This is a genomic window from Lichenifustis flavocetrariae, assembly GCF_026130545.1.
Lineage (GTDB): Bacteria > Pseudomonadota > Alphaproteobacteria > Rhizobiales > Beijerinckiaceae > Lichenihabitans > Lichenihabitans flavocetrariae.
This window is the reverse complement of record NZ_JAMOIM010000007.1, coordinates 234,364-249,753: the sequence shown is the minus strand read 5'-3', so window position 1 is coordinate 249,753 and position 15,390 is coordinate 234,364. Positions and strand designations below refer to the sequence as shown.

At 64.2% G+C, this 15,390-nt stretch carries 18 protein-coding genes; 12 read left to right on the top strand and 6 right to left on the bottom strand.

The window, feature by feature from the left end; genetic code table 11:
• Positions 1-391 precede the first annotated feature (391 nt).
• On the top strand, positions 392-739 hold the full coding sequence (locus M8523_RS36740) for a PilZ domain-containing protein (RefSeq protein WP_428350457.1): 348 nt from the start codon (positions 392-394) through the stop codon (positions 737-739).
• A 75-nt stretch (positions 740-814) separates the two neighbouring features.
• Positions 815-1,480: a MarC family protein gene (locus tag M8523_RS13155; protein WP_282585325.1), complete on the top strand. Its 666-nt coding sequence runs from the start codon at positions 815-817 to the stop codon at positions 1,478-1,480.
• 60 nt (positions 1,481-1,540) lie between these two features.
• On the opposite strand, the gene M8523_RS13150 is transcribed toward M8523_RS13155, so the two are convergent.
• Positions 1,541-2,119 carry a methylated-DNA--[protein]-cysteine S-methyltransferase gene (locus M8523_RS13150; RefSeq protein ID WP_282585324.1) on the bottom strand — a complete coding sequence of 193 codons (579 nt, stop codon included), beginning with the start codon at positions 2,117-2,119 and terminating at the stop codon, positions 1,541-1,543.
• A gap of 295 nt (positions 2,120-2,414) precedes the next feature.
• Here M8523_RS13150 and M8523_RS13145 point away from each other — a divergent pair, with 295 nt between their 5' ends.
• From M8523_RS13145 to M8523_RS13125, 5 genes are all read left to right on the top strand, one after another.
• On the top strand, positions 2,415-3,695 hold the full coding sequence (locus tag M8523_RS13145) for an MFS transporter (RefSeq protein ID WP_282585323.1): 1,281 nt from the start codon (positions 2,415-2,417) through the stop codon (positions 3,693-3,695).
• Positions 3,692-4,828, top strand: a complete 1,137-nt coding sequence (locus tag M8523_RS13140; protein ID WP_282585322.1) for a metallophosphoesterase family protein — start codon at positions 3,692-3,694, stop codon at positions 4,826-4,828. Before M8523_RS13145 ends, M8523_RS13140 begins: the two co-directional genes overlap by 4 nt.
• A gap of 36 nt (positions 4,829-4,864) precedes the next feature.
• A complete protein-coding gene (locus M8523_RS13135; RefSeq protein ID WP_282585321.1) occupies positions 4,865-6,115 on the top strand; it encodes an arsenic transporter in 1,251 nt (416 codons plus the stop codon).
• 22 nt (positions 6,116-6,137) lie between these two features.
• Entirely contained in the window at positions 6,138-6,593 is a 456-nt protein-coding gene (locus tag M8523_RS13130; protein WP_282585320.1) for a DMT family transporter, read from the top strand.
• A 138-nt stretch (positions 6,594-6,731) separates the two neighbouring features.
• Positions 6,732-6,974 (top strand): hypothetical protein, encoded by a 243-nt coding sequence (locus tag M8523_RS13125; RefSeq protein WP_282585319.1) that lies wholly within the window; start codon positions 6,732-6,734, stop codon positions 6,972-6,974.
• A 146-nt stretch (positions 6,975-7,120) separates the two neighbouring features.
• Here M8523_RS13125 and M8523_RS13120 read toward each other — a convergent pair whose 3' ends face one another.
• Positions 7,121-7,993: a lysophospholipid acyltransferase family protein gene (locus M8523_RS13120; protein ID WP_282585318.1), complete on the bottom strand. Its 873-nt coding sequence runs from the start codon at positions 7,991-7,993 to the stop codon at positions 7,121-7,123.
• A gap of 122 nt (positions 7,994-8,115) precedes the next feature.
• A complete protein-coding gene (pbfA, locus tag M8523_RS13115; protein ID WP_282585317.1) occupies positions 8,116-9,480 on the bottom strand; it encodes a (R)-1-hydroxy-2-aminoethylphosphonate ammonia-lyase in 1,365 nt (454 codons plus the stop codon).
• 198 nt (positions 9,481-9,678) lie between these two features.
• On the opposite strand from pbfA, the gene M8523_RS13110 reads away from it, so the two are divergent.
• The 5 genes from M8523_RS13110 (at position 9,679) to M8523_RS13090 (ending at position 13,632) form a co-directional block, all read left to right on the top strand.
• Entirely contained in the window at positions 9,679-10,578 is a 900-nt protein-coding gene (locus M8523_RS13110) for an ROK family protein (protein ID WP_282585316.1), read from the top strand.
• A gap of 35 nt (positions 10,579-10,613) precedes the next feature.
• Positions 10,614-11,408, top strand: coding sequence for an inositol monophosphatase family protein (locus M8523_RS13105; protein WP_282585315.1), 795 nt, complete (start codon positions 10,614-10,616; stop codon positions 11,406-11,408).
• A gap of 184 nt (positions 11,409-11,592) precedes the next feature.
• Complete coding sequence (locus M8523_RS13100) at positions 11,593-11,778, top strand: hypothetical protein (protein ID WP_282585314.1); 186 nt, start codon at positions 11,593-11,595, stop codon at positions 11,776-11,778.
• Between the two features lie 45 nt (positions 11,779-11,823).
• On the top strand, positions 11,824-12,336 hold the full coding sequence (locus tag M8523_RS13095) for a c-type cytochrome (RefSeq protein WP_282585313.1): 513 nt from the start codon (positions 11,824-11,826) through the stop codon (positions 12,334-12,336).
• 168 nt (positions 12,337-12,504) lie between these two features.
• Entirely contained in the window at positions 12,505-13,632 is a 1,128-nt protein-coding gene (locus M8523_RS13090; RefSeq protein WP_282585312.1) for a YihY/virulence factor BrkB family protein, read from the top strand.
• Between the two features lie 31 nt (positions 13,633-13,663).
• Here the strand turns inward: M8523_RS13090 and M8523_RS13085 are convergent, their stop codons facing one another.
• From M8523_RS13085 to M8523_RS13075, 3 genes are read right to left on the bottom strand one after another with little or no spacing between them, the layout of a single operon-like run.
• Positions 13,664-14,140: a DUF1178 family protein gene (locus tag M8523_RS13085; RefSeq protein ID WP_282585311.1), complete on the bottom strand. Its 477-nt coding sequence runs from the start codon at positions 14,138-14,140 to the stop codon at positions 13,664-13,666.
• Positions 14,141-14,156: 16 nt separating this feature from the next.
• Positions 14,157-14,414 carry a glutaredoxin 3 gene (gene grxC / locus M8523_RS13080; RefSeq protein WP_282585310.1) on the bottom strand — a complete coding sequence of 86 codons (258 nt, stop codon included), beginning with the start codon at positions 14,412-14,414 and terminating at the stop codon, positions 14,157-14,159.
• Positions 14,415-14,456: 42 nt separating this feature from the next.
• Positions 14,457-15,290 carry a ComF family protein gene (locus tag M8523_RS13075; RefSeq protein ID WP_282585309.1) on the bottom strand — a complete coding sequence of 278 codons (834 nt, stop codon included), beginning with the start codon at positions 15,288-15,290 and terminating at the stop codon, positions 14,457-14,459.
• Positions 15,291-15,390: the final 100 nt, after the last annotated feature.

Below are 15,390 nucleotides of genomic sequence, written 5' to 3'. Positions count from 1 at the left end.
GGCAAGCCCTTGGAATGCCGGATGCGCCCCGGTAAAGGCCAAAAGGAAATCAACCGGGGGGCGCCCTCTTGCGAGGCTCACATGCCGTGTCGACGCCTGTGACATAATCGACACCTGATCGCAGCACTCCACCGAAGGCGGGGCACTGATCTTGACCATGCTGCAATGCATGATACCTTTGTGACCGTAGCGCTCGCGCTACATGCCCTTCTTGGGCGTTTCCTCCCTAGACTTGGGCCGCCTTCGGGCGGCTCTTTTTTGTCCGGCCTATGAGGCTCACGGACGCAATGCAAAGCTGCGCCGAGCGAGGGGTTACGGTCCAATCCTTGATCAGCAACCAGGCTCCGCCGCCATCAACGATCGCTTCAGTTCTATCGATTAACGTTAGGTCATGACTAACAACGCTTGGGGGCGTTTCATGATCTCGGAAAGACGCGAGAAGTCCCGGCGGAGTGTTTCCGTGCCGGCGACGGTTGAGAGCGGTCGAGCGAAAGTCTCCGGAATTGTGCTCGATGTGTCTGCAAGCGGCGCCCGCGTTCGTCTGACCTCCTGTGCGTTCCTCCTGGACACGTGCACTTTGACGTCGTCGATCTTTGCTTCGACCATATCGAGCCGGATCGTTTGGCGTCGAGGCACGGAGATCGGCCTCTGTTTCAAATCGATGGTGCCGCATCGCGACCGCCTCAGTGCGAATCCGACGGGCGCCGGTGCGAGCGGCTGGTTCGGTCGTCGGCGCTAGATTGGCCCGTCGTCGATTTGACCAAGGTCTAGTTGCCGTCCAATGCTTGCCAGTCACACTGGAGCCGCCTTGGGAATGTTCGAGCCTTGGACCATCCTACAGGACTTCCTCCTCGCCTTTTCGGCCTTGTTCTCCATCGTCAATCCGCCCGGCTCGGCTTTCATCTTCGGTCAAGTGACAGCCGACCGATCGCACGTGCAGCGCCAGATCCTCGCGCGGCAGGTGGCCGTCTATGCCGCCGCCGTGATGCTGGTGGCGCTGTGGGGCGGCGTCTATGTGCTGCGCTTCTTCGGAATCACGGTTGATGCGCTGCGGATCGCAGGCGGCCTCGTGGTGGCGGTCCGGGCCTGGGAACTTCTGTCACAACCGGAGCGCAACGAGGCACGCAAGCAAGTTGAGGCGGCGGAGACATCGAACACGGACGACCTTGCCTTTTTCCCGCTCACCATGCCGTTCACGACCGGACCCGGCACGATCTCGGTCGCGATCGCGCTCGGCTCGAACGTGCCGGGAGATACGACCCGGCAGGTCGCCTACGTGATCGGAGCCTCCGTCGCGGCCCTCGCGGTCGCGATCCTGGTCTGGGTCAGCTACCGATCGGCCGACAGCCTGCTGGACTGGCTGGGAGTTGGACGTGTCCGGGTCCTGTCCCGCCTTTTTGCATTCCTGTTGCTATGCATCGGGACGCAAATCACCTTGAACGGGGCCACGACCGTCTTGCGCGCCGTACTTCATCCATAAGTCGAGTGGCGCCGAGGAAAACGCTCCGGACGAGTTTCTCGACGTATCTTTGGACGCGGCTCAGAGTCCGAACAGATCGGGTGTGTCGGGTATCGCGGACCGACACAATTGACGTCCAGCGCCGGCACTCTTCGACCTCGGGCCGACGTCCGCGCCGTAATCATGTCCCTCGATCGACAATAACTTGACTTTGGCCTCGAGCCCACCCGCAAACCCCGTCAACCCACCTGTGGCGCCGATCACGCGGTGACAGGGCGCGACGATCGACAGCGGGTTCCGGCCATTCGCGGCCCCGACCGCCCGCACCGCGTTGGGACGGCCGATTTCGCGTGCGATCTCGCCATAGGTCCGGGTTTGACCGTAGGGGATCCGCAGCAGCGCGGCCCAAACCTCCTTCTGGAACGCTGTTCCCCTGGGATCGAGCTCCAGTTGGAAGGACCTCCGAGTGCCACTGAAATATTCCTGCAGTTGATGGACGGCCTCCCGCAGAACAGGATGATCGTCATTCTCCAACGCCGCGCCGAGCGGCACCCGGCGCGGGTTGTCGCGAGTCCACAAGACGGCGGCCAATCCCTTGTCACTGGCCACGAGCTTCAGCCATCCGACCAGCGAGGCCATGGTGGTGCAAATGTAAGCCATTCTCGACTTTCTCGCGGCTGATGGGGTCTTGCGGAGCGCTGCAATGATCGGTTGGACGCGGAGGGCGCGCCAGCCTCGATCGGCGACCGTCCACGACTGTTTCGAAGACCTCCTTCCGTTCAACAGGCCGAGACCGCGATGCTCCTTCGGGAAAGGGGCTACGAGATTCCTTGAAAGGTCAATCAGTTGACGGCGTCGGTTCCTTCTTGAAGGTTGAGAATTTCTCGATCCAGGGGAAACATAAGTTAGGGCTGCGGCGTATTTGGACAAATCCTTTGTTCCTTACGAGAATGCAATGCCGACCTCAGCTGCAGCGAGCCCGAGGCAAAGCGGATTATGGCCGCTTCAATCGCTGAACTTCTTCATGGCCGACATGCAGGCCGGAATCGGGCCGTTCCTCGGCGTGTTTCTTCTGGCTCATGGCTGGCAGAGTGGCCTGATCGGCTCGGTGATGACCATTGGCGGCGTGGCCGGCATGATCATGACGGCACCCGCCGGCGCACTCGTCGATTCGACGAGCCATAAGCGCCTCTATGTGATCGTGCCCGGCATCTGTACGGTCCTGGCCTCCACCATCATTCTGCTCTCCCAAAGCTTCTGGCTCGTCGCCGCATCCCAGGTCGCGACCGCCATCGCGGGGGCCGCCATCGGGCCAGCCGTTACGGGCATCACGCTCGGTATGGTGCGTCAGGCCGGCTTCAATGGACAAAACGGCCGCAACCAAGCCTTCAACCACGCCGGCAATATGGTGGGTGCCGGCCTGTCCGGTTACCTCGGGTGGAAATTCGGTTTCGCGGCCGTGTTTTGGCTCGCCGCTCTCTTCGGTGCGATTTCGATCGTGTCGGTCCTGCTCATTCCCGCCGATTCGATCGACAATGACGAAGCGCGGGGACTGAAACGGGGCAGCACGGACGACGCCGACAAGGGTCAGGCCAGCGGCTTTCGCGTGCTTCTCGAATGCAAGCCGCTGCTGATTCTCGCGGGGGCGCTGGCCTGCTTCCATCTCGGCAACGGCGCCATGCTGCCGCTCTATGGACTGGCGGCGGCCGCCTCCAAACAGGCCAATCCAGCGAGCTTCGTGGCGATCACCATCGTGATCGCGCAGGCCACGATGGTCGTGGTGTCGCTCTTGGCGATGCGGATGGCGGAGAAAGAGGGCTATTGGCTTGTCCTGTTGATCTCGTTCCTGGCACTCCCGCTCCGTGGTCTGATCGCGGCCCATATGGATAGCCATTGGGGCGTGTATCCGGTGCAGATGCTCGATGGCATCGGCGCCGGGCTTCAGAGTGTCGCGGTCCCAGGTCTCGTCGCCCGCATCCTTAACGGGACCGGTCGGGTGAATGTCGGCCAGGGGGCGGTGATGACCGTGCAGGGGCTCGGTGCCTCGCTCAGCCCCGCCATCGGTGGTTGGATGGCACAAGAGATCGGCTATGGCCCGATGTTCACCATTCTGGGGAGCTTTGCGCTCGTTTCGATCGCGCTTTGGGTGGGCTTTGCCTCCACCCTGAAGCCTGCCTGTGCCGGAACGCCGGACGACGGGATGCCAACCGCCGCACCCGCAGGGGCTTCGGCATGAGCGAGAAACCCATGACCGCGGGTGTCCTCGCCTTCGCACACATCGGCGATTTGCATCTGACGGACGCGAAGCAGCGCAACTTCACCGACTTTCTGTCGATCGTCGCGCAGATCGAGACGCAGTGCGGGGCGAGCTTGGACTTCGTCGTCCTGCCTGGTGACAACGCCGACAACGGCTTGCCCAGCCAATACGCGCTCGCGGCAACCGCCCTCAAGATGTTGAGTCTCCCGGTTCATGTCATTCCCGGCGACCATGACATGGAACAGGGCAGTCTCACGGCTTTCTACGCCGGCCTCGGCAGCGATCCATTGCCAAAAGCCGTGACCGTTCAAGGCACCCGCTGCCTGTTCCTCGATATCAGCGGACCTGGGGGAGGCGGACCGGATTTTAGGTTGGGGAGCGACCAGCTCGCCTGGCTCGAACGCGAACTGAGGGATGCAAAACTGCGGCAGCAGACGAGTGTCGTGTTCACCCATACCTACCCGGACGATCTGCGAGGCGAAGGCGAGACGGAGGCGATGAACGGCCTTTTGGCCGGCTATGATGTCGCGCTCGTGGACCTTGGTCACACGCATTATAACGAGCTCGCCAACGATGGGCGGACCGTCTTCGCCGCCACACGCTCGACCGGCCAGATCGAAGAGGGGCCGGTCGGTTATTCGATCGCGACGCTTGACGCCGGCCAAGTCAGCTGGCGCTTCAAGCCGCTCGACGACGCATTTCCCTTCGTCATCATAACGGCCCCCGCGGACCATCGTCTGCTGCGGGAGGGAAACGGTTTGCTCGATCGGAGCTGCACGGTGCGGGCCTTGGTGATCGGCCGCGAAGCGATCCGAAGCGTGTCCTGCCGTACCGAGGATGGGTCTTGGATCGCCATGAGCCAGGCGTCAGGCGAGCGGGTATGGACCGCGGAACTCGCGATTCCGACGGATCGGCTGGTGACCATCGAGGTCCAGGCCGTCGACGCGACCGGCCGTCCGGGCCAGCATGCCATCCGGGCCGCCACGACCTCCTATAGCGCGCCCACCCGGGCTCGTCTGGGGAGCGACGCCGCCTCGATCGGTGCCTGGCCCGAGAACGGCATTTTCGGCACGCAGCTCGGGCCCAATCGGAACGGCGCAGCCAGTTCCTGACCGACCCGCTAAACCCCTTCCCTTTGAAAGTGGATTATGTCGCCCCCCATTCTGACTTGGATTATCGCCGCCGTGGCCACGGCGGGCGTCATCTTGCGTCCGTTCAACTGGCCCGAGGCCGTCTGGGCCGTCGCCGGCGCCTGTCTTCTCGTGGCGCTCAAGCTGCTTTCGCCGGGCGACGCGCTGTCGGGGATCGCCAAGGGCACGGACGTCTATCTATTCCTCATCGGCATGATGCTGCTGGCTGAGATCGCCCGCCAGGAGGGCCTGTTCGATTGGCTTGCCGCCGTTGCCACCCGAAAGGCAAAGGGCTCGGCCACGCGCCTGTTTCTGCTGATCTACGCGGTCGGAACCATCGTCACGACGTTCCTGTCGAATGACGCCACCGCGGTGGTGCTGACACCCGCCGTCGCGGCGGCCGTCAAGACCGCCAAGGCCGATCAGCCACTGCCCTATCTGCTGATCTGCGCCTTCATCGCCAACGCGGCGTCGTTCGTGCTGCCGATCTCAAATCCCGCCAATCTCGTGATTTACGGCAGTCATATGCCTCCCTTGCTGCAATGGCTGCCGCGCTACCTCTTGCCCTCGGTTTTGTCGATCGCGGCAACTTATTTCGTGCTGCGCTGGACCCAGCGCGATGCGCTGCAACAAACGATTGAAGCCGACGTGCCGGTGCCCGAACTTTCGGGCGGCGGAAAGACCGCGGGGTTCGGGATCGTGGCGACGGCGATTGTGCTCATCGTCTCATCCGCCTTCGACATCCAATTAGGTCTTCCGACCGCGATTGCCGGGGCCGTGACCGCCGCGGTCGTTCTCATCTCCCAAAGGACATCGCCCTGGACCACCGTGAAGGATATCTCATGGGGTGTCCTGCCCCTCGTCGCCGGCCTTTTCGTGCTCGTCGAGGCGCTCGACCGGACCGGTTTGATCGCGCGTCTGAGCCAGCTTCTCCATGATGCGGCCCAGGCATCGGCAAACGAGACCGCCTGGGGCGCTGGCGTGATTCTCGCCGTCGCCACGAACCTGATGAACAACCTGCCGGCCGGCCTCATCGCCGGCAGTGCCGTCCAGACCGCCCATGTGCCCGAGCAGGTTACAAGTGCCGTTCTGATCGGTGTCGATCTCGGGCCGAACCTCTCGGTCACCGGGTCTCTCGCCACGATCCTCTGGCTCACCGCATTGCGCCGCGAGGGTCAGAATGTCAGCGCCGGCACCTTCCTGAAGCTCGGCTGTTTCGTCATGCCACCCGCCCTTCTGCTGGCGATCGCCGCCGCCGTCCTCGTCTGATCCCGAACGGAGAAGCCTTTCCATGCAGAACATCAGCGCCGCCTGGCTCTATCCCATCATCCTCGTGGCCGGGGCCCTCCAGGCCTGGGGCCCGCCAATGAACGGTGTCTTGCGCAATGCGCTGAGCAACCCCTGGCTCGCGAGCCTCGTGTCGTTCCTGCCGATCGTCGCTTTTCTGGTCGTCCTGATGTTTTGCGCGCCGCGCCCGCTACCGACACTTGAAGGCATCAGTGGGATGCCATGGTGGGCGCCGCTTGGCGGTCTGGTCGGAGCGTTCGCGGTGGTTGCGGGGCTGATGTTCGTCGACAAGGTGGGAGCGGGCGCCTTCGCGGGCCTCACCATCACGGCCAATATCCTGATGTCGCTCATTATCGACAAGTACGGCTGGTTCGGCACCGAGGTGCATCCGCTCGGGGGGTGGCGGATGCTCGGCGCCGTTCTGATGGTCAGCGGGATCGCTTTGATCGCCAAGTTCTGACGTACGGGCCGCCGCCACATGAAAAGGCCGTGAGATGGAAGCGTCTGCCTCGAAACCTATCATTTGAGCGTGGATGGGTTGATTGTGACAAAGACATGAAGGCAGGTGCCGCGATCAAACGAAACGAAGAGGATCTGCATGACGAGCGCTTTCAACCATCCGCTCGCTCGAGACGCCAAGGTATGGGAAACAAGCGGCACAGTCGGACCTGTAGGCCGGATTTTGGTGATCATCACGACGCTCCAGCTCGATAAGACCCACAAGTCCTATAAGGCCGACAAGGTCGAGCGTCTTTCGGATGCTGCGAAAGCCTGGGTTCTGGAACATGCCTTGGAGGCCAGCGACTTCCTGCTGATCAACCGGCCGAAAGACTGGGACTAGTCTTGTAGATCTTTGATTAGCTCAAGTCTTGGTCGCAGGCTACAGGCGGTTCATTATGAGCCGTGATCGGCGAGGTTGGTCTCATCGTGACGTTGAATGCGTAAGCGATCCTCGTCGCCGCCGAGTTCAAACAACCGCCAGCGATTTTACTTCGCCGGGAGAGGCCGGCCCAGCTTGCGGCTCTTCAGAGGCTTCGCCGAAGCGCCGACCACGCCCAGCCGGTCCACACAGGCCCGCAGGACGTCGGTCATCATGTGACGATCCTGGATCGGTTCCAGCCGCTCGAAGGGGATCGGGTCGCCGATCGTCACGGGAAGTACGGTGCCGATCTTGGTCTTCACTTCGTGAAAGATGAGAGACAGGCGCAGCGTCAGGCTGATGTGGCTGGCCATTTGAAACAGGCGGCCGTTCTGCCCCGCGAAGTGGATCGGAACCACCGTGGCGCCGGAGCGCTGAATGAGCTGCGCCGTGAAAGGCTGCCAGGGTGCGTCGACCGCGCGGCGACGGCCCAGCCGGTCCGGGGTGGTCGAGATCCCGCCTGCCGGAAACACGACGACGCAGCCGCCTTCGGCCAAATGCTGGCGCGCCGCAGCGCGCGAGGCAAGATTCGTCTTTTGCGCCTCGGGCGTTTCAGAGAAATCGACCGGCAGCAGATTGGGGCGCGCTCCGGGCGCCCGCAACAGCAACGAATGGGTCAGCACCTTGAAGTCGGGCCGCACCTGCTCCACGAGCCAGGAGATCACCACCCCGTCAAGCACGCCATAGGGGTGGTTGGCGACGATGACGACAGGACCGGTGCGCGGGATTCGGGCAAGCGCGGCGCGGTCGAACTGCACGTCGAGATCGAGCAGTCTGATAGCTGACTGCCAGAAGCTGACGCCGACAGGCATATGCGCGAAATGATCGCGATAGAGACGCTTGAGGGCGCGTCGGCCGGTGGCGGCCTCGACCACATTGATGAGGCCCCGCTTCAACCGCGGCGAAGCAGGATCGGCATAGCTGAACACGACGTCATCCATCGATTCTCTCTACACGTTCTGAATGACAGAGCGATGAAGAAACGGGGAAGACCTTCTATCCAGAAAGCACAATGATTACTGACAGGGCACGTCGTTTCGGGCTCATGCCATGAGAGGCTTCCTCAGACCTCCCCCAGGGCATGACCCAGGATCGTGAAGGCTTGCGCGAATTCGTCGTCCGTGATGGTCAACGGCGGACATAGGGTGACAACCGTGCCGCCACCCAATTTGAAACTGAGTCCCCTCGTCAGGCAGGCGTAAAGCAGCCGATCGGCGCGGGCCTCGGCGTCCGGCCCGCCGATCTCCAGCCCGAAATAGCAGCCGAACCCGCGGACGTCGCGCACGCCGGCATGGCGGCCTTTCAAATCCTCCAGCAGGTCGAGCCCCACGCGGCCCAGTTCGCGGGCGCGGGCGACCAGATTTTCCTCCGCGATCACGTCGAGCGTCGCGAGCGCGGCCGCGCAGCCGACCGGGCTTTTTTCATGCGTGTAATGACCCAGCGCCGCCTGCGGGGCGCAATCGAGGCGCGCATCCGCCATGATGGCCGCCATGGGCATTACGCCGCCCCCCAAGCCCTTGCCGATGACTAGAACGTCCGGCGTGGCGCCTGCCTGTTCGCAAGCGAACATCGTGCCGGTGCGGGCGAGGCAGCTTGGGATTTCATCGAAGATGAGCAATGCGCCATGGCGGGTGCAACTGTCGCGAACACGGGGCCAGAAGCCTGGCGGTGGCGGCTCGACCGTGGTCCAGCGCATCGGCTCGGCGATCAGAGCCGCGACATCGCCCTGGATGGCCAGGGTATAATCGACATAATCGGCAAGCCGCTCGAACGGCCGGTCGTCGCCGAACAGGCGGGCCGCGAGGTGCAGCGGCGGCAGGTGTTCGGCACCCGGCATCATCGGCCCGAGGTCGCGGCGGAACAGCGCTTCGCCGCCGATCCCGATCGTGTCGAGGTTCGCACCGTGAAAGGCGTCCCAGAACGACAAGGTCTTGTGCCGCCCGGTCGCATAACGTGCGAGTTTCAGGGCCATGCCGATGGCGGCGGCGCCGCTCGGCGCGAACAGCACTTTTTCGAGGCCGCCCGGGGCGAGACCGGCCAGCCGCTGCGCGAGGTCGATGGCCGCACGATTGGTGTAGCGCCGCGGACAAAACGGCAGCGTGTCGAGCGCCGCCTTGACGGCCGCGACCACGCGCGGATGGCCGTGGCCGAGCTGATGCACACTGTTGCCGTGGAAATCGAGAATGCGGCGTCCTTCGACATCCGTCAGCCAGGCGCCCTCCGCGCGCTCGATCACATCGAGGCAGGGTGTCGATAGAGACTGATGGAGGAACCAGCGCTCGTCCGCGTCGAGGAGGGCTTGCGTCTCCGCGTCGAGCTGCGCCCGCCAGGCCGCGCGCCGTGGCGATCGGTTGACATCTCCTTCGCTCGACGCGGGATCGCCCGCCGCCGGTTCAGTCGCGGTGGCAGAGTTACGAAGCTCAGGCATCCTGCGACCTCGGTGAGACAGGCTCGGGCAAAGAGCAGGCGAGCATGACTCAAACGTGACATCGATCAACCGGGGCGGTGAACGGATCCTCGTCGCCCGAAGACAGTTGGGCGATTGACACGCGGCCGCCTCCCGGTACTGACGAGGCCTGACGCCAAAGATGGTCGGTTCACGACCACGGATGCTGGGGGGAACACGATGCTGATCGGTATAGACTGGGGTGGCACCAAGATCGAAGGTGTCGCGCTCGACCGGGATGGCCGCGAATTGGTGCGGGTTCGCGAAGACACCCCCCGGCACGATTATCAGGGGTGCATCCGTCTCATTCGCGACTTAATCGCCCGCATCGAGCGGGAGGCGGGCCAGACGGGCAGTATCGGGATCGGCATTCCGGGGTCACTCGAACCCCGTTCGCGCCTGGGCAAGGGGGCGAGTTCGACCTGGCTGCTCGGCCAGCCTGTCGAACGGGATCTGCGCGAGGCTCTCGGCCGCGAGATCCGGGTCGAGAATGACGCGGATTGCCTGGCTGCCTCGGAGGCGGTCGACGGCGCCGGGGCGGGGTTCAACGTGGTGTTCGCCGTGATCCTGGGCAGCGGCGTCGGGGCCGGGATCGCGGTCGGCGGCCGCGCCCATCATGGCCCGAACAACAGCGCGGGCGATTGGGGGCACAATCCTTTGCCCTATCCGACTGTCAGCGAGATCCCGGGTCTGCCATGCTATTGCGGCAAGACCGGCTGCAACGAGACCTGGTTCTCGGGGCGCGCCTTCGAGGCCGAATATACCCGGCATACCAATACAAGCCTGAAGGCGTCGGAGATCCTGGCGCTCATGCGCCGGGGCGATCACCTCGCGCGTCTCCTCTGGAGCCGCTACGTGGACCGTGCCGCACGCGGCCTGTCGGTCGTGGTCAACACGCTCGATCCCGACGTATTCGTGATGGGCGGCGGCATGTCGAATGTCGACGAGATCTATGTCGACCTGCCGGTCGCTCTCGCCAAATACACCTTCTCCCCGGTCTTCGAGACCCCGATCCGCAAGGCCGTCCATGGCGATTCGAGCGGCGTACGCGGCGCCGCCTGGCTGTGGAAAGAGCCATGAGCGGGCGGCAACGACAAAGCAACGAGGAGCCAGCCATGGATGAGATCTCCCTCCAGCGCCGGTTCGACTTCGGATCGCGCCTGATCGCGGAAGCCGGTGCCCTGGCCATGGGCTATTTCGCCCGGCTGGACACGCTGGTGGTCAAGAGCAAGGGCCAGCAGGACATGGCGAGCGAGGCGGATCTCAATACCGAGATCCTGATCAGGGACCGCCTGAAGGCCGAGTTTCCCGAGGACGATTTCCTCGGCGAGGAGACGGGTCGCGGCGATCTCGTCGGCGCCCGCGGCATCTGGGTGGTCGACCCGATCGACGGGACCCAGCCTTTCATCAGCGGCATGAGCGGCTGGTGCGTGTCGATCGCCTTCGTGGCCGAGGGCGAGATCGAGATGGGGTTCGTGGCGAGCCCGGCGCGGGGCGAAGTTTTCATCGGCCGCCGAGGGCACGGCGCGACCTTGAACGGCAGGCCCATCCGGGTGAGCGGCGCCGGCAAGCTGACCGAGGGCATCGTCGGGGTCGGGTATTCGCCGCGGGTGCGTCCCGACGACTTCCTTCCCATGTTCGGCCGGCTGCTCCGGGCCGGCGCCATGTTCTATCGTGAAGGATCCGGTGCTCTGACGCTCTGCTCCGTCGCCTGCGGCCGGTTGATCGGCTATGTCGAGCCCCACATCAATTCGTGGGATTGCCTCGGGGCTCTCGCGGTCATCCAGGGCGCCGGAGGGCAGATCTCCGACTTTCTGGAGAATGACGGCCTGTGGAACGGAAATCGCCTGATCGCCGGTCCCCCAGCGCTCTACCCCGCGCTCGAAGCCGTCTTCGACGATGTGTCCTGAAGCGGGCGCGCAGGACGAGAGCGGGTTGGTGCGGTCAAGGCCGGACCGGAGCGCGACCATGTGCGGCTTGCGGGCCGCCTCAAATCACTCACTTTGAACGCCTGGACTCCTGCAGATCCACTCGCGTCGATCTTGTCCGATACGCGTGGGCGATGCTGTCGGAACGCCGCGAGAACCGAACACCATGGCCAAGACCTTGAAGATCGTCGGCATTATTCTGTTTCTGATCGGCGCCTTGTGGGCGTTCCAGGGCTTGGGAGTGGTGGGCGGTAGCTTCATGACCGGTGAGCGGCAATGGCTGATCATCGGCGTCATCACCGCGGTCGTCGGCATCGTGATGGTCCTATGGGCCAACCTTCGCCGGGCCTGAGTCCGTCGCAGTCCATATGGGGCGCGCAATGTTCGAAGCGCACCGATGAACGTCGGGGCAAAGGGTCTTGTGGCCTGTCTGGTCGCCGCGAGCCTTGCGGCTGCAATCTATGTCTTGGTCGGCCTACATGATGTGATCGCCACACCCCCCGGCCGTCAGGCTTCCGGGGCGGATGCCGCGGCAGACCGGGAGGTAGGTGGCGTGCCTGATGTGTCGGTGCTGCTTCGGACGGCCGATCCCGCTCATGGCGCCCGCATCTTCGGACAATGTGCGGCCTGCCACTCCATTGGCCGTGGCGGTCCGGACCTCGACGGACCCAACCTCTATGGCGTCCTCGGCGGCCCGGTCGGGCGCCGCCGCAGTCGATACGCCTACACGGCGGCCCTCCGTCAAACCGGAGGCATATGGGATTTCGGCAGAATGGATGCCTGGCTGGCACATCCGCGCAAGGTCGTCCCGAGCACCAGCATGTCATTCGCAGGCTTGCCCGACGCACGGGACCGGGCCGACGTCATCGCCTACATCAACGCGCAAGGCTCCAACCTACCCATCCCGTGACGGCCCGGAGGGGCGGAGTGCTCCTGGCGTCGACGGGCTTGCCGGAGGAGCCGGTTCATTCCGTCGGCTGCCGTCCCGTCCAGGCCGCCGCGACAACAATCCCACGCGAGCCGGAACGCCTGAGAGCATCAGCGATTGTCGAGGTGCTTCTTCGACCTGGAGATCTCGATGGCCAATAGCCCCGGCAAAGCGCCGCAAGGTGCCGCAACGCCCTGGTGGGCGGCGGTGATGTTCGGCGTTGCAGTGGCGGTTCTCGCCAAGCGGCCGGTGCGGCAACGCGGGGTCGCGGTCGGGACCGGGGAGCCACGACGGGCGCTTCGACCGAATGCCGGCAGTCCCGAGGATGCCTCGGGTCGCATGGCCGACACACCCTCGCAGTTCACGGCGCGGAGCTGGCGCGACATTCTTTGGCGTGTGTATGGAGAGATCGCCGACGACCGCGTGCTCGCGGTCGCGGCCAGCGTCACCTTCTATGCCTTGTTGGCGCTGTTTCCGGCCATTGCGGCTCTCGTCTCGCTCTATGGCCTTTTTTCCGATCCGGCGACGATCGCCAAGCAGCTCGATACGCTTTCGAACTTTCTCCCGAGCGGCGCTCTGGAGGTGATCGGCGAGCAGATCAAGAGGATCTCGTCGAAACCGCATGGCTCACTGGGCTTCGGCTTTCTGGCCGGGCTCCTGGTCGCCCTCTGGAGCGCCAATGCCGGTGTCAAGGCTGTGTTCGATGCCCTCAACATCGTCTACAAGGAAAAGGAGAAGCGCGGCTTCATTCAATTGAACGCCACTTCTCTCCTGTTCACGATCGGAGCGCTGGCCATTCTCCTCGTGGCGCTCGGCGCGGTCGTGGTGATCCCGGTCGTCCTCAACTTCGTCGGATTGGGCTCGACAGTGGAGACGCTGATCAGCGTGGCGCGCTGGCCCGTTCTCCTCCTGATCATCGCCGGTGCCCTGGCGATACTCTATCGCTTCGGACCAAGCCGGACGAAGCCACAATGGCGCTGGGTGACCTGGGGAAGCGGTTTCGCCGCAATCGCATGGCTGGTCGGCTCGATGTTGTTCTCCTGGTACGTCAGTAAATTCGGCACATACAACGAGACCTACGGATCGCTCGGGGCGGCGGTGGGGTTCATGACCTGGATCTGGATCTCCAGCACGATCGTCCTGCTCGGTGCCGAGATCAACGCCGAAATGGAACATCAGACCGCGAAGGACAGCACGACGGGCGGTGGCAAGCCTCTTGGAACCCGTGGCGCCACCATGGCCGACAGGGTCGCGGGCCAAGCGGCTGGCTCGACGTAGCTGTTAAGCGGGTCGAGCCGGACGCGAGGTGTCAGTTCCTGTCGTCGGGCAGGTTCGGCAGCGGCATGATGTCGATGCCATCCTCGATCAGGGCGCGGACATCCTCCGGCGAAGCCTCGCCGCGGATCGCTCGCTGTTCGATCGCCCCCTCGTGCATCTTGCGCGCCTCTTCCGGGAAGGCCTGACCCACATCCTGGGAGTTCTTCACCACATGGTCGCGGAACTCGCGCATCAAGGCACGCAACTTCTGCGCCTTTTCATCGAGGAGGGCGACGGGCGCCGTGTCGACACTCGCGGTCGGCTCGACCGTGGGGGCGGGAACCATATCGGTTGACTTGCGGCGGCTGGTGACGACCGAGGGCGCCATCAGGCTCTTGGAGACCGAGACCGAGCCGCAGATCGGGCAGCTGACAAGCCCGGCCAGGCTCTGGTCGTCAAAGGCTTGGCTGTCTCGAAACCAGCTCTCGAAATCGTGGTCGCTGTCGCATCGGAGGGAATAACGAATCATAAGATGGGTGCTAACCTCAGGCCGCGAGAAGCTGGTCGAGACGTCCGGCCCGATCGAGCTCGTAAAGGTCGTCGCATCCGCCGACATGGTGCGTCCCGATGAAGATCTGGGGCACGCTGGTGCGGCCATCGGACCGCTCGGTCATGGCTCTTCGCTCCGCCGGCTTGCCGGTCACATCGATTTCCGTGAAGGCCACGTTCTTCTTCCGCAACAGGTCTTTCGCGGCGTGGCAATATGGGCAGGTCGAGGTGGTGTAGATCGTGACGGGGTCCATGAAATCCGGCCTATCGAAGTGGTAGACCTTATAGTGGCATCGTCAACCGGCTGTCACAACCCGGGCGAACACAAGAACATCGACGGTGGCGGCTCCGTCCCGCAGCAGGACGCGGGACGCGGCGTTGACGGTCGCGCCCGTGGTGAGCACATCGTCGACAAGCACAACCCGGCGGCCTCGGAACCGTCCGGCTGCGGCAGGCGCGACCCGGAAGGCGCCCTGGATGTTTTCGGCGCGCTGCGCCCGGGTCATGCCGACCTGGCTGAGCGTTGCCTTCACGCGCACGAGCCCATCGAGATCGAGCGGTTTTTTCGCGGCGCGGCTCACGCTCCGCGCCAGTTGCGCCGCCTGATTGAAGCGTCTCCGCCACAGGCGGCGGGCATGCAGGGGGATCGGCACGACCACATCGGCCTCGTCGAGAAGGCTCGCGCCGGCCTGCGCCATCCACAGGCCCAGCACCCGCGCATAATCCGGGCGATCGCCATATTTCAGCCGGTGAACGAGAGCCTGGGCCGGCCCCTCGTCGAAACACGCGACCGCGCGGGCTCGCCGATACACCGGGGGGTTCGCAAGCGCCTCCGGAGATAGAAGGCCCGGGCCGAGATCGACCGGCAGGGGGGTACCAAGCCGGTCGCACACGGGCGGGGTCACGAACCTGAGTCGTGTCCAGCAAGCGGCACAGAGGCCGCCCGAGGCAGCGGTGGGCCCGGAACAAGCCATGCATCCTGGCGGATAGACGAGATCCAGCAGGGCGCGGCCAAAAGAAAGAGGTGCCTGCGCCAAACTCTTGCCGACACGGTCGGCTGCGCGCCGGCTCGGCAAAGCGACAGGCCCGGCAACCGGCACATAGATCTGTCCGACGCCGTCATCAGCCATGCGTCGACTCCGTCATCAATTTGCCCCGTAGAAAAGCTACGGAAGTGGCTGGACAGCCGCGGCGGTTAACTTTCCATTAACCGAACCGCGCGTTAAGACT